Annotated in this window: 24 protein-coding genes; 9 read left to right on the top strand and 15 right to left on the bottom strand. The window is 36.5% G+C overall.

The features are described 5' to 3' along the window. Positions 1-14: 14 nt before the first annotated feature. From AC5YGI_RS13235 to panD, 4 genes are all read right to left on the bottom strand, one after another. A complete protein-coding gene (locus tag AC5YGI_RS13235) occupies positions 15-692 on the bottom strand; it encodes a TerD family protein (protein WP_034698935.1) in 678 nt (225 codons plus the stop codon). Between the two features lie 27 nt (positions 693-719). Beyond that, complete coding sequence (locus tag AC5YGI_RS13230) at positions 720-1,295, bottom strand: TerD family protein (protein ID WP_034698933.1); 576 nt, start codon at positions 1,293-1,295, stop codon at positions 720-722. Between the two features lie 177 nt (positions 1,296-1,472). After that, entirely contained in the window at positions 1,473-2,501 is a 1,029-nt protein-coding gene (locus tag AC5YGI_RS13225) for a lysylphosphatidylglycerol synthase transmembrane domain-containing protein (RefSeq protein ID WP_330747507.1), read from the bottom strand. Between the two features lie 3 nt (positions 2,502-2,504). Then, a complete protein-coding gene (gene panD / locus AC5YGI_RS13220) occupies positions 2,505-2,855 on the bottom strand; it encodes an aspartate 1-decarboxylase (protein WP_002976902.1) in 351 nt (116 codons plus the stop codon). 399 nt (positions 2,856-3,254) lie between these two features. Here panD and AC5YGI_RS13215 point away from each other — a divergent pair, with 399 nt between their 5' ends. Beyond that, positions 3,255-3,545, top strand: a complete 291-nt coding sequence (locus AC5YGI_RS13215; RefSeq protein WP_002976900.1) for an HU family DNA-binding protein — start codon at positions 3,255-3,257, stop codon at positions 3,543-3,545. A gap of 270 nt (positions 3,546-3,815) precedes the next feature. Here AC5YGI_RS13215 and pdxH read toward each other — a convergent pair whose 3' ends face one another. Further along, on the bottom strand, positions 3,816-4,457 hold the full coding sequence (gene pdxH, locus AC5YGI_RS13210) for a pyridoxamine 5'-phosphate oxidase (protein ID WP_330747522.1): 642 nt from the start codon (positions 4,455-4,457) through the stop codon (positions 3,816-3,818). A gap of 24 nt (positions 4,458-4,481) precedes the next feature. Between pdxH and AC5YGI_RS13205 the strand changes: the two genes are divergently transcribed. Both AC5YGI_RS13205 and AC5YGI_RS13200 read left to right on the top strand, forming a co-directional pair. Beyond that, positions 4,482-5,030, top strand: a complete 549-nt coding sequence (locus tag AC5YGI_RS13205) for a YqgE/AlgH family protein (RefSeq protein ID WP_330747524.1) — start codon at positions 4,482-4,484, stop codon at positions 5,028-5,030. Positions 5,031-5,133: 103 nt separating this feature from the next. Next, entirely contained in the window at positions 5,134-5,718 is a 585-nt protein-coding gene (locus AC5YGI_RS13200) for an N-acetylmuramoyl-L-alanine amidase family protein (protein ID WP_330747526.1), read from the top strand. A gap of 84 nt (positions 5,719-5,802) precedes the next feature. On the opposite strand, the gene AC5YGI_RS13195 is transcribed toward AC5YGI_RS13200, so the two are convergent. From AC5YGI_RS13195 to AC5YGI_RS13155, 9 genes are all read right to left on the bottom strand, one after another. Next, positions 5,803-6,618: an aminotransferase class IV gene (locus tag AC5YGI_RS13195; RefSeq protein WP_330747528.1), complete on the bottom strand. Its 816-nt coding sequence runs from the start codon at positions 6,616-6,618 to the stop codon at positions 5,803-5,805. A gap of 78 nt (positions 6,619-6,696) precedes the next feature. Next, complete coding sequence (locus tag AC5YGI_RS13190) at positions 6,697-7,083, bottom strand: START-like domain-containing protein (protein ID WP_034696870.1); 387 nt, start codon at positions 7,081-7,083, stop codon at positions 6,697-6,699. A gap of 187 nt (positions 7,084-7,270) precedes the next feature. Then, on the bottom strand, positions 7,271-8,446 hold the full coding sequence (locus AC5YGI_RS13185) for an aspartate aminotransferase family protein (RefSeq protein ID WP_330747682.1): 1,176 nt from the start codon (positions 8,444-8,446) through the stop codon (positions 7,271-7,273). Between the two features lie 97 nt (positions 8,447-8,543). Next, entirely contained in the window at positions 8,544-10,283 is a 1,740-nt protein-coding gene (locus AC5YGI_RS13180; RefSeq protein WP_496168573.1) for an OstA-like protein, read from the bottom strand. 3 nt (positions 10,284-10,286) lie between these two features. Further along, positions 10,287-10,760 (bottom strand): Fur family transcriptional regulator, encoded by a 474-nt coding sequence (locus AC5YGI_RS13175; RefSeq protein WP_002976876.1) that lies wholly within the window; start codon positions 10,758-10,760, stop codon positions 10,287-10,289. A gap of 64 nt (positions 10,761-10,824) precedes the next feature. Next, positions 10,825-12,819, bottom strand: coding sequence for a KUP/HAK/KT family potassium transporter (locus AC5YGI_RS13170; RefSeq protein WP_330747536.1), 1,995 nt, complete (start codon positions 12,817-12,819; stop codon positions 10,825-10,827). Between the two features lie 114 nt (positions 12,820-12,933). Continuing rightward, positions 12,934-13,914 carry a pyruvate dehydrogenase complex E1 component subunit beta gene (locus AC5YGI_RS13165; protein WP_110007971.1) on the bottom strand — a complete coding sequence of 327 codons (981 nt, stop codon included), beginning with the start codon at positions 13,912-13,914 and terminating at the stop codon, positions 12,934-12,936. Between the two features lie 225 nt (positions 13,915-14,139). Further along, the gene (locus tag AC5YGI_RS13160; RefSeq protein WP_454510205.1) at positions 14,140-14,559 is read right to left on the bottom strand and encodes a DUF2147 domain-containing protein; all 420 of its coding nucleotides are present in this window, start codon (positions 14,557-14,559) and stop codon (positions 14,140-14,142) included. Positions 14,560-14,708: 149 nt separating this feature from the next. Next, a complete protein-coding gene (locus tag AC5YGI_RS13155) occupies positions 14,709-16,637 on the bottom strand; it encodes an LTA synthase family protein (RefSeq protein ID WP_496168571.1) in 1,929 nt (642 codons plus the stop codon). An 89-nt stretch (positions 16,638-16,726) separates the two neighbouring features. Between AC5YGI_RS13155 and AC5YGI_RS13150 the strand changes: the two genes are divergently transcribed. The 5 genes from AC5YGI_RS13150 to AC5YGI_RS13130 all read left to right on the top strand — a co-directional run bounded on the left by AC5YGI_RS13150 (position 16,727) and on the right by AC5YGI_RS13130 (position 19,816). After that, positions 16,727-17,440: a CDP-alcohol phosphatidyltransferase family protein gene (locus AC5YGI_RS13150; protein WP_496168570.1), complete on the top strand. Its 714-nt coding sequence runs from the start codon at positions 16,727-16,729 to the stop codon at positions 17,438-17,440. 40 nt (positions 17,441-17,480) lie between these two features. Further along, positions 17,481-18,245 carry a 3'-5' exonuclease gene (locus AC5YGI_RS13145; RefSeq protein WP_131435691.1) on the top strand — a complete coding sequence of 255 codons (765 nt, stop codon included), beginning with the start codon at positions 17,481-17,483 and terminating at the stop codon, positions 18,243-18,245. A 2-nt stretch (positions 18,246-18,247) separates the two neighbouring features. Continuing rightward, positions 18,248-18,646, top strand: a complete 399-nt coding sequence (locus AC5YGI_RS13140) for a putative signal transducing protein (protein WP_446104989.1) — start codon at positions 18,248-18,250, stop codon at positions 18,644-18,646. A 67-nt stretch (positions 18,647-18,713) separates the two neighbouring features. Further along, positions 18,714-19,319: a fumarylacetoacetate hydrolase family protein gene (locus AC5YGI_RS13135; protein ID WP_202841142.1), complete on the top strand. Its 606-nt coding sequence runs from the start codon at positions 18,714-18,716 to the stop codon at positions 19,317-19,319. A 59-nt stretch (positions 19,320-19,378) separates the two neighbouring features. Continuing rightward, positions 19,379-19,816, top strand: coding sequence for a universal stress protein (locus AC5YGI_RS13130; protein ID WP_062673831.1), 438 nt, complete (start codon positions 19,379-19,381; stop codon positions 19,814-19,816). 83 nt (positions 19,817-19,899) lie between these two features. On the opposite strand, the gene AC5YGI_RS13125 is transcribed toward AC5YGI_RS13130, so the two are convergent. After that, entirely contained in the window at positions 19,900-20,133 is a 234-nt protein-coding gene (locus tag AC5YGI_RS13125) for a DUF6341 family protein (protein ID WP_002976854.1), read from the bottom strand. A gap of 42 nt (positions 20,134-20,175) precedes the next feature. On the opposite strand from AC5YGI_RS13125, the gene AC5YGI_RS13120 reads away from it, so the two are divergent. Then, on the top strand, positions 20,176-21,081 hold the full coding sequence (locus AC5YGI_RS13120; RefSeq protein WP_454510201.1) for a DUF6427 family protein: 906 nt from the start codon (positions 20,176-20,178) through the stop codon (positions 21,079-21,081).

Raw genomic sequence — 21,081 nt, 5'->3', positions numbered from 1 at the left:
TAAAATTCGGGAATCTAGTTGGAATATGCGTATTGCTGTCTCAGAATATCGATAAAATTATCTGTATTGTGTGGTTCTCCTACTGCACGGAATTTCCAGTCGCCATTGTGACGGTAGGCTTCTGCAAAAACCATTGCACATTTACCATTCATACTTGAATCACCGGAAAGGCTGTACTTTGTAATTTCTTTTCCTGAAGCATCTACCGCACGGATAAATGCATTTTCAATCATTCCGAAGTGCTGGTTATTGGTTCTTCCCTGATAAATGGTAACAATGAACACAATTTTCTGGTAGCTCTGATCCAGCTGGTCCAGTCTTACAATGATCTGTTCATCATCTCCATCTCCTGCTCCGGTTCTGTTGTCTCCGGTAAGCCATACATTTCCGCTTGGATGCTGCATGGAGTTGAAGAAAACCACATCTCCCTGGTAAAGTCCCATCTGTCTTCCGTCATTGGTCTGTACTGTTCTTCCGAGATTAGCTACTTTTCCGTTGCCATCTAAAAGAAATGCTACTGCATCAAGGTCGTATTCGGCTTCTTTGCTGAATAGTTTTCCAAAAAAACCGCTGCTTTGTTTTCTTACATCCCATCCTAAGCCGATGGTTACTTTTGAAAGATCATAAACGCTTTCACCGCGGTCATTCTTTCTTAAATCTATCGTTTGTCCTTTCTGTAAATTAATTGCCATAGTTATAGTTTTTGTGTATTTGACGATTTATTTGATGATTTGTCCTTTGTAGTATTTTTCAAGGAAGAAACCAAGATCTGCTCTGTATCCTATTCCTGAAGCTTCAAACTTCCAGCTTCCGTTTCTTTTGTACAGTCTTCCGAACTCTACTCCTGTTTCAATGGAGAAATCTTCATCCAGTTCGTATTTTGCAATTTCCTGGTTGGAATGGTTATCTACTACTCTGATATAGGAGTTTCTTACCTGTCCGAAATTCTGTCTTCTTCTTTCAAAGTCTTCTATGGTAACCACAAAAAGGATCTCTTCTACTCTTGAATCTACTTTATCAAGGTCTATAATGATCGCTTCATCATCGTCACCATCACTGTTTTTACCACTCGGATCATCTCCTGTATGGGTAAGGGCTCCATCCGGAGAATTTAAGTTATTGTAAAAAACGAAGTATTCTTCGCTTACTAATTTTCTGTCAGAATCAATCATGATTGCAGAAGCATCCAGGTCAAAATCGTAGCCGGTTCCTTCATTCGGATCCCAGCCTAATCCAATCGTCATTTTCGTCAATCCTATCTCGATCTTTTGTCCTTTCTGTAGATTAATTGCCATAGTGTTTTATATTATGATTATTTTTTGCATTAAGATAGAAGTGATTTATGAACTGACCAAATTTATTGATGAAAAAATGCTATAGACCGCTTAATTAAAACGATTTAAGTTAAAAAACAGCCATAAAAAAAGGTCCAATTAAAAAATTGAACCTTATATTGTATAAAATGTATTGAATTAATTTTCAAATTCTTTATCCGAAACTGCTGTATTTCTTGCTTTGGCGAGCATAGGAATAGAGATTAATCCCATTACCAGCATAATCACAATCTGCAGCGGTAAAGAAATAAAGGAGTACGTAAGTCCCATTTCACCACCGAAATCTGCACTTTTTCCTACTGAAATAAACAGCGCCATAAAGCCATACTTCATCGCAAGGTTATACGCTCCGATTCCTCCACTGGCAGGAATAATCATTCCTAAAGTTCCTACTACAATAATGAAGAAACCGTCTGCAAAGGTAAATGCTGAAGTTTCAGGAAGTGCAAAACATACCAGATAAGCGGCTAAATAATAGCAAATCCAGATTCCTAATGTATAAAGGATGAATTTTCCTTTTTCTTTTAATTTAAAAATGGAAGTGATCCCCTGAAAAATCCCGTCAATAAAGCTAACCACTTTTCCTAAAAAAGGAATCCCTGAAAGTTTCTTTTTAAATACAAAGAACAAAACTGTTCCTGCAATCAGAATAGAAAGAACCAGTATGATCTTGTTGGGATTCATTGTTATTCCTGAATTTTTATAGAATGACAGAATGGCTTCATATTTAAACAATAATGTCAGCCCTAAGAAACCAAGCATACAGATCAGATCTACTACTCTTTCCAGAATAATAGTTCCGAAAGATTTATCTACAGGTACTTTTTCCACGCCATATAAAGCGGTTGCCCTTGCTACTTCGCCACTTCTGGGAATCGTAAGATTCATCAGATAACCAAATGAGATAGACCAAAGCGCATTGGAATTGGAAATTCTGTGTCCCATCGGTTCCAGCATCAGATTCCAGCGGATCGCCCTGAACCAGTACGCTAAAAGACCGAATACGGAAGCAAATAATACCCAGACATAATTAGCCTTTGCCAGTGACTTCTGAATGACTTTAAAATCCAGCCCTCTTAAGGCAAGCCATAAAAAAAAGCCTGCAAAAGCAAGCGATATTACTATTGTAAGTATTGATTTTACCGGACTTTTTGATGTTTTCTCCATGTACTACGTAAGAAGATTTGTTTTTTCATCCGGGAAAACGATCTTTGGCTGGAAGTCTTTTGCTTCTTCCGGAGTCATCTGAGCATAAGCAATGATGATAATGATATCATCTTTCTGTACTTTTCTTGCTGCAGGACCATTCAGACACACTTCTCCTGATTTTCTTTTCCCTTTGATCACGTAGGTATCAAAACGTTCTCCGTTGTTCACATTCACGATATAGACTCTTTCTCCCACTACCAGACCGGCAGCTTCTATAAGATCTTCATCGATCGTTATACTCCCTATATAATTAAGGTCAGAGGCAGTTACTCTCACCCTATGAATCTTAGACTTGAAAACTTCTATTAACATGTTGCAAATTTATTAATAAAAATTAATAAAACAGGCGTTTATTATCATTTTAAAACTCCCACAAACACAGGGGTTTAATTTAACAAAATACAAGAAATATAAAAATTACTTATAAATTTAATAATCATATGGTCAAAAAAATTAATTCTTCATACACAATTTAGGATTTAATAAATACGAAAAATAATATTAACTTTTTGCTAAAGTCAATACACATAAGCATTTGGCATGATTTTAGTAACCTGTAACGTAGATTTTCTGTGAAAAGTGGAATTATCATATTTTAACTGATTTCAGTGAAATGCAAAAAAATTTCACAAGTTTTAATAAAAAAATTGCACAATTAGAAAATAGTACTATATTTGCTATAATTACGAACTAACTTTAATATTAAAAATTATGAACAAGTCTGAATTAATCGACGCAATCGCAAAAGATGCAGGTATCACTAAAGTTGCAGCTAAAGCTGCTCTAGAGTCTTTCATTGGTAACGTTACAACTACATTAAAGAAAAAAGACGGAAAAGTTTCTTTAGTAGGTTTCGGTACTTTCTCAGTAGCTGAGAGAGCGGCTAGACAAGGTATTAACCCTGCAACTAAAAAACCGATCAAAATTGCTGCTAAAAAAGTTGCTAAATTCAAAGCTGGAGCTGATTTATCAAATGCAGTTTCAGGTGCTAAGAAAAAATAATCATTCAGATTACAAAAATTCAGGGCTGTTTCTTAGAAACAGCCTTTTTTATGTTCAATGATGATAGAAAATTAAACCATTAAGAAATTTTAAGGGGTTTATAAGTATTAAGTTTTGGCTAAAGCCTCTATCATTATGCATCATAAAAATAAGCGGGCTAAAGCCCGCTTCTATTGATATTACAAATTTTATATTTTCAGGTGACTTATCTTCTATTGAAAACCGCCACTTCTAACTTCTAACTTCTAACTTCTAACTTCTAACTTCTCATTACGGAGCCAGTCTTGAAATTTTCCAGTCCAGATCTTCAAGCTCATAAATAATCCTGTCATGAAGGCGATTGGGTCTTCCCTGCCAGAATTCAATTTCATAAGGTCTTGCAAGGTATCCTCCCCAATGGGCTGGTCTTGGAACTTCCGTATTTTCATACTCCTTTTCCAGCTCTTTTAACTTATCTTCCAGAAATTCTCTATTGGGAATCTCCTGGCTTTGCGGAGAGACCACAGCGCCGAGCTGACTTCCTTTCGGCCTGGAATGGAAATAACCGTCGCTAAGGTTTTCTGCAACCTTTTCAAGATCAGCTTTGATGATAATCTGCCTTTCAAGATTAGGCCAGAAAAAATGCAGGCAGGCCTTATGGTTGTTTTCTATTGCTTTTCCTTTTTTACTGTTATAATTGGTATAAAAAATAAATCCTTCGTGGGTATATGCTTTAAGAAGCACCATTCTTGTTCTTGGACACCCATCTTCTTCCACTGTAGAAACCGCCATAGCATTAGCTTCTGAGATCATCGGACTCTCATTAGCTTCCAAAAACCAGTCTCTGAACTGTTCAATTGGATTTTGTTTTATCTCACTTTCAATAAGTTGGGATTTCTCGTACACTTTTCTTCTGTCGTGCAGGTTTTCCATAAATATTTTTTATTAAATTTGAGTATGAATCACTCATACAAAGGTAAAATATTAATCTCGACACCCGACATTTCCGGCGATATTTTTTCAAGATCGGTAGTATTGATTATTGAACATAATGAAAGTGGTGCATTTGGTTTGATATTGAACAAAAAGAATAGCCAGATGAGTAGCAAATTCAAAGATTTTTTTGACTTTAAAATTGAGGTATATGATGGAGGACCTGTGGAAAACGACAAGGTATTTTTCATTGTAAAAGGCAAAAGAGTTACAGAGATCTATACAGACATTACAGATGAATACTATCTTACAGAAGATATCGAACGTATTATTAATGCGGTTTTAAGCAGTGAACTGGATATCAACCATATCAAAATATTTTCAGGATATTCCGGATGGTCTTCTCATCAGCTGGATACTGAAGTTCAAAGAAAAATGTGGACGGTAGTGGATGTTTACAATCTTGATTATACGCTTCCCAATGATCAGAACCTATGGAAGTCTATCATGCAGAATCTTGGAGGAGAATTTCTTCTCTGGGCTAATTCCCCTGAAGATATTTCCCTGAACTAAAAGTATATTTTTCGTATAATTCTGATAATTAACAAACTTTAAGATTCTCTTAACCAATTTTAAAGAAAGTTTTTCCGTTCTTTGAAAAACTAAAATCACTGATATGAAAGGTATTACACTACTTGCTTTATCAATATTTTCTACAGCGTTTTTATCATTTACTCCTATCAGCAAAAAATACATTGTCATTGATGCCGGACATGGCGGAAATGATTTTGGGGCTGCTTATGGTGAAATTCTGGAAAAAAATATTGCATTAAGCATTGCTAAGGAAATCCGGAAGATCAATGAAAGCCAGGACAAATATGAAGTTATTTTAACGAGAGACTCAGACAGCTCTCCTACCCTTGCTGAAAGAACAGATCAGATCAATAAGCTGAAGCCTGAAATGGTCATTTCTCTTCACGTTAACAGTTCACCTCAGAAGGAGAGATCTGACAACGGATTTGAAGTTTACGTTCAGAATTCTGACGTATCAAAGGAATTGGCCGGAAAAATCTATAAGAAATTCAATGCCCGTAAAATTGAAGAACGCCAAAATCTTCACATGCTAAGAGAAACCAAAGTACCTGCTGTATTGGTAGAACTTGGCTTCATTAATAATTCTGATAACAGGAATTATATTACCAGTGAGAAAGGGCAGAAAGAAATCGCACAAAAATTTGTTGAGATTATCAACGAATATTAAATAAAGAAACAATTTCTGATTTATTCAGAATAAAACCCGGTAAAGGACTTCTGGAACTTTGTTGTTTACCGGGTTTGTCAATTTTTATGGATGAAAACTTTTCTTCCAGCTTTCTACCAATTCGGAGAAACGGGAAGTTTCAAAAGTCTTATTTCTTATCTTACCTACAGAAAACATACCTTTCTCATCAGAAATCATTAAAATTTCTTCAGCCTTCTGGGATTCAAATGCGATAATCTCGTGTTCCTGAATATCAGCAAGGTTATTTTTATGTAAAAAAGTAACAAAGTTTTCCATCAAAGGAGAAATGTAAGCTCCTTCCGTCTGCTTGGGTACCTTGATGACATCACCTTCTAAAAAGAGAAGATTTCCGGCAGTGGTACGTGCTATTCTTTTGTTTGGATTCAGAAGGATCACATCGTCAAGATCATTTTCCTGTGCATAGATCACTCCGTAAATGTTTTCCGGACAGTGAACCCGGATATTGCTCAAAAGGTTGTTATTAACATTAATTTCCTTAATCAAATCCAATTCCAGAGGTCTTTGATGAATAGCAAGCACATCAGCCATTTCCGTCACCTCGTAAAAATAGGAAACAGAAGATTTTGCCAATGTCATTCCATCATTATTTCTGAACACCTGGAAATTGATAATTCCATTGCTTATGCCTTTGCCTTCAATAATTTCTTTTTGAAAAAGGGTCTGGAAAAACTCCAGCGTGTAAGTCAAAGGAATATTCAGTCTCATCTTTCTCATGGAAGCCATTAGAAAAAAATAGCATTCTTCGTCCATGATCAATCCACCATTTCTTAGAAAGAAAGAAACTTTTACTGAGTCTCCCCAAAGAAAAGCTCTGTTCTTTACATGTAACTCGTCTGATGTAAAATATTGATTTTCCAAATTTTGATGTAATTTATTTACAAAAAAATAATGAACGATAAATCGTTCATCAGTTTTATCATTTCATATAGCCCGGTATTATGCCGCACCTAGTTTTATTCTGAGGTTTTCGATAAGATTTTCCCAATACATTGCATTTTCCTCTTCATCACCTTCTTCACAGAAGTCTGTAATATTTAAAGCCAGATCTTCTGTAATATCATCAATTGTGATAGTCATTTCAAAGAAATTTTTTGTTCCTTCATCTTCTTCCCATCTGAAACGCACGAAACCTTCAGGCTTATATCTGATCAAAGTGGCCTTCTCAGCAGGACCTCCACCCCAGCTAAAAAAGAAATCATCGCCTTTCTCTGTTACCTCATCCGCAAACCATTCAGACAATCCCTCTGCAGTCGCCAGATATTCGTATAAAATCTCTGATAAACAGTGCATTGGAAATTCGTAATGGACTTTATGTTTCGCCATATAATCTTTGTTTTATCGTCCCGCAATATATAAATTAATTTTTTTATTACGCAAAAAAACAATTACTTTTTTATAGAATCTGCATGATATTTATCACTGGCTTTACATCCCTGTGATGGTAAGTTTTAAAGCCAAAAACTACCATGTAAAACATAAAAAAATCTCTCCTTTACAGAGAGATTTTATTTTAATTTTCATTCAGTATATCGATAATAATCTGACATCCTTCTCTTATTTCATCCAGAGATAATGTAAGAGGTGGAGAGATTCTCAGATATTCATTTCTGTACAGCTGCCAGAAAACAATAAGTCCTCTTTCCATACATTTTTTAGCTACTTCCAGAGTATATTCAGGAGTTCCGAGATTGACAGCCAGCATCAAGCCTTTACCATTGATATTTTTGATTTTTGGGTGAACCAAAAGTTCTCTGAACAACTTCTCTTTTTCCTCTACTTCCTTCATTAAACCGCTTTCCAGCACTTCTTTCAATGTAGCATAGCTTGCCGCTGCAATGAGTGGATTTCCTCCAAAAGTAGTAATGTGGCCCAATTTAGGGGAATGTGAAAGCGTTTCCATGATTTCTCTGGAGCTCATAAAAGCTCCCACAGGAACTCCGCCTCCCATTCCTTTACCCATCACAAGAATATCCGGAACAATTCCAAAGTGTTCGAAAGAGAACAACTTCCCTGTTCGTCCGAATCCCGGCTGTATTTCATCCAGAATCAGAAGTGCCCCTACTTCTTCACATCTTCTCTTCAGTTTGATCAGGTAGTCGTTATCCGGTACCAGAAATCCTGCTGCTCCCTGAATGGTTTCAAGGATAACACAAGCCGTCTTTTCTGTAATTTTATCGAAGTCTTCTTCATTGTTAAATTCAATAAAAGAAACCATCGGTAATAAAGGACGGAATTCTCTCTTGTGAGTTTCATTTCCTGAAACACTCAAAGCGCCATGCGTATTTCCGTGATAGGAGTTTTTAAAGGAAACAATTTCTTCTCTTCCGGTATATCTTTTGGCTAATTTTAAGCTTCCGTCAATGGCTTCTGCACCGCTGTTCACAAGGTATGTAACTTCCAGGGGATCAGGAGTTGCTTCAGCAAGCAATTTGCATAGTGCTACAGGCTTTTCCTGTGCATATTCACCATACACCATTACGTGAAGGTATTTATCCGTCTGTTCTTTAATTGCATCCACAACTTTAGGATGTGAATGTCCCAGCGTATTGGCAGAAACTCCTGCTACAAAGTCAAGATATCTTTTTCCGTCTGTACCGTAAATATAGCTTCCTATTGCTTTCTCTACTTCAAAACCTGCAGCAAATTTTGTGGTTTGTGCCTGATATGTAAAAAAATCTTTATGCATTTCCATTGTCTCCAAAAATTTCAGCAAAGCTATAAAAGATTCATTAAACGTTAAAATTAATCCACAAAAAAGACCAGCATTTTACTGGTCTTTTCTGTTATTTTCTGGTACGCTTAGGCTTTTTAGCTTCTTCTTTGGCCTTTTCATCGTCTATTGCTTTCTGTGCTTTATCAAAGAGCTCATTATCTGCTGTATATTGTATTTCTTCGTTATTCGGAGTGTCTACAAGGATGTCCTGCCATTTCCGGATCCGGTCTTTGGTATTCCAGTTAAAATCCGGGAACTTTCTTTTCGACGGTTCTATCATACTCATCGGATAAGTATCGGAAACAGCTCCGATACTGCAGGAAATAATCTGTAATGCTCTTTCTTCAAATAACGCTCCGATAATTCCGCAGGTAGACAAGGTAATCCCTATTCTTTCCGGTTTTTTGGTTTCCTGATCGGTATCATCAACATAAACGATAGATTGGGCGTTTCCAACTACTCTTGCTTCTTTAATAGCATTGTTCTCATAGTATACCGTCATGAATTTCCCTTTCACCTGGTTGAACTCATCTTTTAGGTTCAGGGAGTCTACTTTACTGATGGCAAAAGCATTTCCGATTACTTTTAAGGAATCTATATCTTCTGTCTTGGTATTGAAATAAGCTTCCACTTTATCTCCGGTTACCTGCTTTTCGCCGCTCCAGAGAATCGGATTGGTGTACATATGCATGATTCCGTCTGTTTCATTGAAAGCAATGGAATCTGCTCTTCCCTGCGCATTGGATTTATAAATACGGGCTTTTTTGAAGGCTCTCAGATAGCTTTTCTTCACTTTGATATCCAGTGAGTCCGGTCTTTGATAAGAGATGATTTTTTCTGCGGCGAAATAAATGGAGTCTTTTTCCATTACTTTTACAGCATACGGACTTTTAGTCATCATTGCGGAGTCTTTTTTCTCGAAAATCTCTCCGTACCCTCCTTTTATATATCTTCTTTCTTTAGGATCATCCAGGGTTACATTGCCTGTTGCTTTACCAAACCCTGAAATCTGATTGTAGTACATATCATCACCGGTAAGGATTTTTTCATTGTAAAATATCCTTGAGTTTTTGGTTAAATACGCCTCCTTGGAATCCATTTTATAGGTTCCTCTTTCCGTATAGATTCTGTTTCGTGGATTGGTTTTGCTGGTAATGGTTGTAGGACCATTAAAATCGGCAATTTTTGTATTTTGATTTTGCTTGATATTTGGACCTTCTATAGTATACTGAGGGGTTTCAATCTTTACATTCCCGGTAAGATCCACCACTCTCGTATTGAGAAAATAAGTTCCTACTTTCGCATAGGTAACATTCTGGCCGTCCGAAATTGTTCCTCCTGTATTAAAATACGCCTGATTAGCCAGTCTGTCGTAATACAGAATATCTGTTTTTATGGTCTGTTTAGGATCCGTCAGGACCACATTTTTTCTGGCAACACCTTTCTGGGTATTGGCATCATATTCCATTTCTCCTGCTGTGATTACAGAGCCGTCTGTATTTTGAAGTCTTGTATTGCCTATTGCTTTTACAAAGTTTTCTTCATTATACAGAACAACTTCATCCGCAGTAAGAATGGAGCCCTGATGTTCTATCTGAACATGGCCGGTAAAATATTGATTCCCGTCGTATTTTTCAGGATCTTTCTTGATTTCGTCTGCGTGGATGATCTTTACTTTATCTTCAGGTCTCACCTGTTGAGGCTGAGTGGGTGAAGGAGCCTGCAAATATGGATCTCTCTTCACAGGAGTTTTATCCTGCGCAAAGTTGAGCGTAGAAATAAAGAGTAACAGAAAAAGGGCTATTCTCATTAATTAGTCATTCTTAGTGCCATAGAAATATAGCGAATGAGAATCAATTTTTACGCCAAATGCTTCTTCAATGGCTTCTTTGATTCCTTGGATTCTTGGGTCACAGAATTCAATAATTTCCTCAATCTCTTTATCAGAGTCTTTTTTGTAGATCACCAGGTGGTCATGCTGTTTGTCAAAATAAGACTTTTCATAAGACGAAGAAGTCAATGTCTTTTCTCCGAACTGATGCTTGCGGATTAAACCTGCATCAAGGAAAATTTCAATCGTGTTATAAATCGTTGCTTTGGAAACGTGATATTTTTTCTGCATCATCAGAAGATACAGATCATCAACATTGAAGTGATGATCCATATTATAAATTTCTTCCAATATCGTATATCTCTCAGGTGTGTTTCTGAACCCTTTTTCTAATAAGTAGTTTCTCAAAACATCCTTGATCAAAGCTATATTTTTTTCTTTTTGTATTGTATCCATTAAAAAAATTATCTACAAATTTATTGAATTTTATTTAAATAGATAGTATGGTTAATACGAGTGGCTACGAGTTGTGACGGAAATACCCGGACTGCTCGATCTTATTGTCATAAACTGTTAATTCTGTAATCGGTGCAGATTCCACTTCAACATTGTGCGAAGATACTCCCCATGCCTTAAAGTCGTCACTTCCGATATACTTCACAAAGTTATAAATGTTAAGAGTAATCTTTTGTTTAACAGTTAAAAGGATATCGTTGATATAGGTGTTATCTATGATCACATATTTAAGATCCGGCGGTATATCATGAGCTCTTAAAGATGGATGGCTGCTTCTTGAAGGAATGGTTCCGTCCGCCATTAAGTCTTTAAGAACCATATTAAAATAATCGTTGATTCTTCGGTCTACTTTAAATCCTAAAAGGAAATTGATCTTATAGACGGTTCCCGGAAGAATCTCATCTACGGTATATCTGAAAGTATAGGGATCTTCCTGGTTTACGATGCTCAGGATAAAATAATGATCTGCTCTTTTCGGCTGTTTTTTGATGATGGAATAGATAATTTTGGATTCCACTTCATCATTTCTTTTTGCCCTGCTCAGGTAAGCAAGGTTAGTAGCATATTTCGGAATAGTTTCGTCCAGCTTCATGTCTTTAAGTATAGATACATATTTTTCTATTTTCACAAACTGGATAAATCTTGTTTTGATCAGTCTTCCGTTATACCATGCATACATAGAAACTCCGATAGAACCGGCCAATACAACGGTAATCCATCCACCTTCCATGAACTTGATGATGTTGGCACTGAAGAATCCTAATTCGATAGCCATGTAAACCATTGCGAAAACCAGAATCAGTACCTTGCTTACTCTGTGTTTCAGCAGCCAGAATACCAATAAAACGGTGGTCATCAACATCGTTACGGTAATGGAAAGACCGTAAGCGGCTTCCATTTTTCCTGATTCTTTAAAATGCAGAACAACAATGATACACAAAATAAGAAGTCCCCAGTTGATTCTTGGAATATACATCTGTCCTTTTACTCCGGAAGGATAATCAATTTTCTGATTAGGCCAAAGGTTAAGGGACATTGCTTCTGAGAATATGGTGAACGAACCTGTAATCAATGCCTGGCTGGCAATAATTGCAGCGGCTGTTGCTAAAATTACTCCCGGGATGATCATCCATTCTTCCATGATTCCAAAGAAAGGATTCACTACAGAAAATCCTGGTTTGTTATAATTGGTTAAAAGCCATGCTCCCTGTCCAAGATAATTAAGAATAAGCATAATTTTAACGAATGCCCAGCTTACTCTAATGTTTTTGGCACCACAGTGCCCTAAATCGGAATATAATGCTTCCGCTCCGGTTGTACAAAGGAAAACAGCTCCTAAAATAACAATGGCACTCGGAGAGTTCACAATAAGTTTGTAAGCATAGTAAGGATTGAAAGATCTTAAAATCTCAAAATTTTCACTTAAATGCATTACTCCCAGACCTCCTAATACAAGGAACCAAACCACCATTACCGGGCCAAAAAACTTTCCGATAAAGCTGGTCCCGAACTGCTGTACGACAAAAATGGCAATCAGAATTCCGATGGTGATTGGAACAACAGGAGTATGGGGATTATAAATTTCAAGACCTTCAATAGCTGACATTACCGTCAGTGATGGGGTAATTACTCCGTCTGCAATAAGTGCCGCAGCACCAATAATTGCAATGAGGTACAGCCATCCTTTTTTAAGGTTTCTCACCAGTGAAAACAAGGCAAGAATACCTCCTTCACCTTTGTTGTCTGCTCTCAAAGCAATGATCACATATTTGATTGTAGTCTGCAGGGTAAGGGTCCAGATAATACATGAAAGAGCTCCTTCTATGTATTCATTGAAAGGCATGTTGCTCCCCTGGGATCTTGCATTCACAATTGCTTTCATTACGTAAAGCGGAGAGGTACCAATATCTCCAAAAACAATTCCTAGAGACACTAAAACTCCTATGAAGGAAAGTTTCTTTATGTCGAAGTGGTAGCCATCTTCTGTAACTTCTGCCATATCAGCTTAATTTATTTTAAAGGCGCAAATTTATACTAATTTTATGACGTCAAGAATTTTTCTTCATGAATATAATAAATGAAAAAACTTCCTTTCGGAAGTTTTTTTCTATAACTATTTTACGTACATCGCTTTTTTGATCTCCTCTTTTACTTTTTCAAGTTTTGGGAACCATTCTGCAAATAATGCTGCAGAGTAAGGTGCAGGTGCATCAGGAGTAGTAATTCTCTTGATCGGAGCATCTAAATAATCAAATGCTTTTTGCTGTACCATATAAGTAATTTCTGAAGATACTGACCCGAATGGCCAGGCTTCTTCTAAAATAACCAGTCTGTTTGTTTTCTTTACAGATTCTAAAATTGTATCGAAGTCAAGAGGACGAACAGTTCTAAGGTCGATAACTTCTACAGAGATTCCTTCTTTAGCCATATCTTCTGCTGCCTGTAAAGCCAGTTTCATGATCTTTCCGAAAGAAACCAGAGTAACGTCTGTACCTTGTCTCTTGATATCTGCTTTTCCTATTGGTAAGTAGTATTCTTCTTCAGGAATTTCCATTTTATCTCCATACATCTGCTCAGATTCCATGAAAATTACAGGGTCATTATCCTGGATCGCTGTTTTTAACAATCCTTTTGCGTCATAAGGGTTAGAAGGTACCACTACTTTAAGTCCAGGGCAGTTGGCAAACCAATTTTCAAATGCCTGAGAGTGAGTAGCTCCTAATTGTCCTGCAGAAGCAGTAGGACCACGGAAAACAATTGGGCAATTCCATTGTCCTCCACTCATCTGACGGATTTTCGCTGCGTTATTGATAATCTGATCAATTCCTACCAGTGAGAAATTGAATGTCATAAATTCTACGATGGGTCTGTTACCATTCATTGCGGCTCCCACAGAAATTCCTGTAAATCCAAGTTCTGCAATGGGTGTGTCAATTATTCTTTTTGGACCAAATTCATCCAGCATTCCTTTTGAAGCCTTATATGCACCATTATATTCTGCAACTTCCTCCCCCATCAGGTAGATGGATTCGTCTTTACGCATTTCCTCGCTCATTGCCTGTGCAATTACCTCACGAAAAGTATATTCTGCCATATTTTCTTGAAAAATTTAGACTACAAAAGTAGTGTTTTTTTATTATACACATCATAAAAACGCTCTTCATTTCCATGAGAAGTCATAATATTAACTGTATTTAAAATAAATTTTTCTTCCTGATGTCCCCTTCTTGTGGATTTTTCCGCTTCCTGAGAATTCTTATCCATAAAAAATGACATCTCATTTCTGAAATGTCATCTAAAATTCTATTTTAAACTTAAATTAATTCGCTTTCTCCCAAACCTGGGTTCTTCCTAATAAAGATAATCCCAAATACCCTCTTACGTTCAGTTTATCACCGCTTCTTGTAATGGTACATTTGTATGTTTTTCCTGTTTTAGGATCCGTGATGGTTCCTCCTGTGAACTCATCACCATCTTTCTTCAGTCCTCTGATGATTTCCAATCCTAAAATTGGTTTTCCTTTTCTGTCATCTTTACAAGCCGTACAGTTTGATTCAGCTGGTTTTATTAATAACTGAGAAACTTTCCCATAGTATTTTCCGTCTGATTTTTTGTACACTTCAACAATAGATTTTGCCTGTTTTGTTTCATCATCTATCGTTTTCCACTTACCTTCTATCTGTGCAAATGTAAGTACGCCACATAAAGAAAGTGTGAACGTTAACAATATTTTTTTCATATTTTTTATAGTTTTAATTTTTATACAATACTTTTATCTACGTATTGATAAAAATATAAATTAATTTTCAACGAACAAAAACTTTTATTATACAAAGCATAAAGAGACAAAGAAAAGTAAAAAAACAATCCAAAGTTGCCTCTTTCTCCTTAATAAAGTTTCCTGTTGATCACCCTATCCATATAATCCTGATACCAGGCTTTTGCAGTTTTCTTTCCTTGTTCTATTTCTGGATTTCTAACTTCATTCATGATATTTTTTTCCAGGCTCAGATCAGATTTATCATATACTCCGATGATTTCTTTTCCGTCAAAACGGTAAATATAATTTCCAATCATGAACTGATCCGTACTTCCATCTGAGTTGACAACGATGAAAGGATACTTTTTATCACTCACCAGACTTCTTCCCCAGCTTCTTATTGGTTTGTTGTACCCGATAAGGTCAGCCAATGTAGGATAGATATCTGCCTGCTGCGCAATTTCCTCACTGACTCCTTTTAACTGATAGGCAGGATTCGGAGAATAGAAAACCAACGGAACAGCATAACGGTTCATGGCTCTTTCATATTCAGGATAATATACCTGGTTGGTGTGATCTCCTGTGAAAACAAAGATCGTATTATTATACCACGGCTGTTTTTTAGCTGTTTCAAAATATTTTTTGATCGCATAATCCGTATACTGCATCGGCTCATGGATTTCTATTTTTCCTTTTTTAAATTTACCGTTATATTTTTCAGGGATTTTAAAAGGGTGATGGGATGATGCCGTAAATACAGTAGTCATAAAAGGCTGCTTCTTTCCGACATTTTTCGCAAAATACTGAAGGAAAGGTTCATCCCAGATGGCCCACATTCCATCAAAATCTTCATCATGATTATATTCTGTTTTCCCGAAATAATGTTTAAATCCTAAGATATTTCCGAATCCAAGGAATCCCATAGAACCATTAGGCGCCCCATGATAGAAAGAAGTATCATAGCCAAGATCATTACATACGGAAACAATGGACTGAATTTTCTGATTGGAATACGGAGACCCTGTAAACGCATCCGTCAGGCTCGGAATTCCGGCCAATACACTGCTCATCCCGTGAATCGACTGTCTTCCGTTCGCAAAAGTATTCGGAAAAATAAGGCTTTGGGCAGCCAGGCTATCCATAAACGGAGTATAAGAAACGTAATCTTTGATATTTTTATCCTTATTAAATGCCCCGGAATATTCTCTCCCGAAAGATTCTACGATGAAAATAACAATATTCGGACGGTTCTCTACTTTTCTGTCGTACACTTTATAAGGCTGAACATTTTCTTCAATATATTTTTCATCTACAAAATGTACTTCCTTGAAATTATTGGTATTTAAAGTCCTGAAAAAGGAAAATGTACTATTGAGCACCATATTACCCTGCAGAGGATTGGTTACAAAACGGGTTGCATCCACCATATTAATCGGTCTGGTACTGTGTTTAAAATCTCCTCTGATTCCTCCTACAACCAGCACCGCTGTGATACAAAGTGTAAGAACGGAAGTGATAAAGTAAGGAAGCAGTTTCGCAGGTTTCACCTCTTCCACTTTTACCCTTTTGTAAAGGAAAACCCATACAATCATCAACACAATGAACCAAATCAGTACAAAAGGATGCTGTCCGATAGAAATCATCAGCACTTTAGAAATATTAGATTCGTGTTCAGCCACCTGAAATACTGCCGAAGTAAGCCTTGCCTGTGAAAATTTATAGTAAATAAAATCTCCGAAGTTCATCGCATAAGCAATCCCGTTGGTAATAAAGTACAGCCAGAAAAGAACTTTCTGAAAAACTTTCTTTGTGTTGATGACCAATGGCAGTAAACTAAGCAATATAAACAGTGCATTAACATACAAAATGGCTGTGGTATCAAAAGCAGTACCATGGAAAGCCAGCTTTATATATTCTGAAACGGAGTCTACTTTAATCAGATCTTTATTAAAATACCAGAATAAAAGTCTGGCAATCTGATAAAAAACATAGGCCAGAAAAATCCTGTAAACCAATGCCAGAACTTCCTGTTTTCTAAATCCTTTTAAAAATTTCATGGAGCAAATTTACATCAAAATCACTTTAATGCCTTTTTTAGTTCAGATTATTTTGAGTTAGAATTTTTAAAAACTGTAATTTTGTGTTTATGGATTTTATAAAGAATAATCTGGCCAATGCCTTAACCCTGGCTAATTTATTTGCAGGCTGTGTAGGTGCAATACATTTAATTTTAGGAGATTATCAGACAACGGCAATCTGCCTTATTCTCTCTTCGGTTTTCGATTTTTTTGACGGCTTTGTAGCCAGAGCTTTAAAATCAAACTCCAATCTTGGCCTTCAGCTGGACTCACTTGCGGATATGGTAAGCTTTGGAGTGATCCCGGGGCTTACGATGTATAAAGCCCTTGAACCTTTTGGAGCTGAGCTTTTGGGAATGCATTTCCCATTTGAGATCAAGTATCTGGGACTCATTGTCACTGTATTTTCCTGCCTGAGGCTTGCTATTTTCAATCTGGATGAAGAACAGCGTTATTATTTCAAAGGGTTGAATACACCTACCAATACCGTTTTACTGTTCGGTCTTTATTATGCCTTTAAAGAAACAGGAAATTTCAGCTTTTTGTTTGATCATGAATTGTTACTGATTCTGCTCACTCTTCTTACGTCATGGCTTCTGATCAGCCCGATTAAGATGATGGCGATGAAATTCAAATCAAAACAATTAAAAGATAACTACCCTAAAGTTGTATTACTGGTGGGAGGAATTGCTATTCTTGGGATATTCCAGGTTGTTGGAATTCCAATGCTGGTTATTTATTATATGCTGGTGTCACTCATTTTTCAGGGACAGCTAAAATAATTATTAAAATAAAACACATTTCAAATTATTAATCATTAACATGAATTTAAAACTCCATAAACCGCTTTGTATTTTTGACCTGGAAACCACAGGAACCAATATCGGAAAAGACAGAATTGTTGAAATCTGTATCTTAAAAGTAAACCCGGATGCCTCAAGAGAGAGCAAAACATGGCGTGTAAATCCTGAAATGCCGATTCCAAAAGAATGCAGTGAAATCCACGGGATCTATGATGAAGATGTAAAAGATGCTCCTACTTTCAGGGATATTGCCGCTAAAATTATGGAAATGATTTCAGGAAGTGATCTGGGAGGATTCAATTCCAACAGGTTTGATGTTCCGCTTTTGGCTGAAGAGCTTTTAAGAGTAGGAATGGATTTTGACCTGAGTAAATTCAGACTCGTCGATGCACAGACTATTTTCCATAAAAAAGAACCCAGAAATTTAGGTGCAGCTTACCAGTTCTACTGTGGAAAAACATTGGAAAATGCCCACTCTGCAGAAGCTGATGTAATGGCGACGTTTGAAGTTCTTGATGCTCAGGTTGGAAAATATGACGATATTCCGAATGAAATAGCACCGTTAAGTGAATTTACATTCCATAATAAGAATGCAGACCTTGCCGGATTTATCGGATATAATGAAAAAATGGAAGAAGTTTTCAACTTTGGAAAATATAAAGGACAAGGCGTGAAAGCGGTATTCCAAAAAGACTTAGGATATTTCGGGTGGCTTCAGAACGCTGATTTCCCGTTGTATACCAAAAAGATTTTTACAAAAATTCAATTATCAAGCAGGTTTTAAAAATGTCTGATCTGGTTCGTTTTAAATTTTATGAAACTGCCCTTGAAGCTAACAGGGACAAGCAGATACTGGCTGAAAACGGTATCAACAGTTTCATTGCGAATGAGCAGCTCATCCAGTCGGATTGGCTTCTGTCTCAGGCAGTAGGCGGTATCCAGCTTCAGGTATTTGAAGAAGATATGGAAAAAGCTAAGCAAATCCTGCAGGACTATAAAGACAATGAACAATACTCGCTGGAAGTAGAACATACCATTGAAGATCCTGAGTTTGATTTTGTCTGCCCGAAATGTGGCTCCAATCATATTTACAGGGATGACAGTGCTACCAGTTTCTTTGGAATTTCATTTCTGACGAGTCACAAATTCAAATGTTACTATTGCGGGAATGAGTTTACCCACTAGTCTTTAGAAGATCTAAGATTGCTTCGTCCCTCACAATGACGGGGTTAAAAAATATAAAAAAAGAGTTATGAAAATAATCTGCATAGGAAGAAACTACAGTGAACACGCGAAAGAATTGGGAAATGAAATTCCTGAAAATCCTGTTATATTCATGAAACCGGATACGGCAGTTCTAAAGGGAAATGATTTCTACATCCCTGAATTTTCCAATGATATTCACTACGAGCTTGAAGTGGTATTAAAAATTTCAAAGGGAGGAAAATATATTCAGAAAGAAACAGCGCACAAGCATTATGAAGAAATTGGTCTTGGAATCGATTTTACAGCCAGAGATCTTCAGAGTGAACTGAAATCAAAAGGGCTTCCATGGGAGCTTGCCAAAGGTTTTGACGGTTCTGCTGTGGTAAGCAGTTTCTTTAAAAAAGAGAACTTCAGTCTTGAAAACCTTCAGTTTTCGTTATTAAAAAACAAAGAGAAGGTGCAGGATGGCAATACAAAAGATATGATGTTCAATTTTGATGATATTGTAGCTTTTGCGTCTCAGTATTTTACGTTAAGGGTAGGTGATCTTATTTTCACAGGAACTCCAAAAGGGGTTGGCAAAGTAGAAGAAAATGATATTCTGGAAGCTTATCTTCAGGAGGAAAAAATCCTTGATATCCGAATATTATAAGTATTTAATATCAAAGTCTGACAAATTTTTCCTATCTTTAGGTAACAAAATTAGAGGTTATGATAAATATTGTATTACCCGTAGATTTTGGCGACAAGACAGACCAACTGGTAGACGGTGCCATAAAATTTGCAAAACAGCTTAACGGCAGAATTTACCTGATCCACGTAGCGCCATCAGATATCGGCTTTGCTATTGGTGACATGGGATTTCAATATTTTCCGGAAGTGGAAGCCAACGAAATCAGGGAAGAGCTGGTGCAGCTTAATAAAATTGAGCAAAGAATCATCAGCCATGATATTGATTGTGAACACCTTTTAAAACAGGGACTTGCAAAAGATATTATTCTTGAACATGCAAAAGCCAAAAATGCTGATTATATCGTGATGGGATCACACGGCAGAAGCGGAATTTATGATGTATTCGTGGGAAGCTTAACCAAAGGGATCACGAAAAGTTCAAGCATTCCTGTGCTGGTACTTCCGATTCACGACTAAGAAAAAGAAAATTTTAATCGTTAGTAATAAAAAAACCGATCAAACCTATTGTTTGATCGGTTTTTTACTATATAACCAATTAATTAACCTTCTTTTTTGTAGATATTCGGATCGTAGTAAGGATGCTTACCTTCCGTTGGAGAATAATAGTCTTTATCTTTATCGCCACCTAGTGTAACCACCAGTACGTAGCACCAATAAGTGAATAGTACACAGCAAACTATAAATAGAATCCAGTTTAAAACATTACCGAAAGCATCAAAGAAACCGAAAGACCATTTGAAAACTTTGCTTAAGAATAGAAAGAAAGACGTCATTATTTTCCTTTTTTAAATTAACTTTGTACAAATTTATAAAAAATGTTTAAATTACTTTCAAAAGAAAGCAATATTTTTTCAATTCCTGTTTATATTGGTTTTCTTCTTTTAGTAGTCATAATATTTAACATACTGAATTTCAATACTTACGAAGCCATAATTGCCGGAATAACTTTTCTGGGAATTGCTTTGGGATATTTTTGTTTTCACAGTGTTGCCCTTAATTATCAGACCCATCTGCCCTTATTTTTATATACCTTTTTTATTTTCGGGCTGTATCCCGGAAATCTGGATATAGGAATTGCAGTTTCTCTGCTTACCAACTCTTTCCTTATCCTGCTTCTGACGAGTGCAGATGAAGATATCAGGAAAAAATCCTATGTATTGGTAGGATCTATTGTAGCCCTGAACTTTATTTTTCTTCCTACCACCTGGCCAATGGCTGTTTTTGTGATCATTCACGTGATTGCCACCTCTGCCAAAATCGGGTTGAATCTTTTCAGATTCCTTCTGGGAATTGTTCTGATTACATTCAGTTATTTTTCTGTCATGTATTTCGTTCAGTTCACTTCATGGAATATCGATTATTTTCCGTTTGGAAAAATGAAGCCGGTAACGGATTACACGGAACTTCTTCCGCTGATTCCTGTGGTTCTGATGCTTATTTATGCAGTGTATGACCATTTTAAAAATTATAACAAGAAAAGTCCGATAAGCAGATATAAATACACTTTCCTGCTGGTCTTTTCAGTAGCACAGCTTGTTACCATCATTCTATATATGAATAAAAGCTATGAATATCTGCTGCTTCTGGCATTTCCTTCAAGTATTATTCTGAGCAGAATGATGAGATTCTTACCTAAATACTGGATGCGTGAAGCCAGTGTTTGGCTTATTATTATTAGTTTACTGACCTTCAAAGCGGGTACAGTTTTTGATTTATTTTAA

This window comes from Chryseobacterium sp. CS3K3.1 (assembly GCF_059515165.1).
Note: the sequence above shows the minus strand (reverse complement) of the source record. Positions and strands in the feature narration are given on the sequence as shown.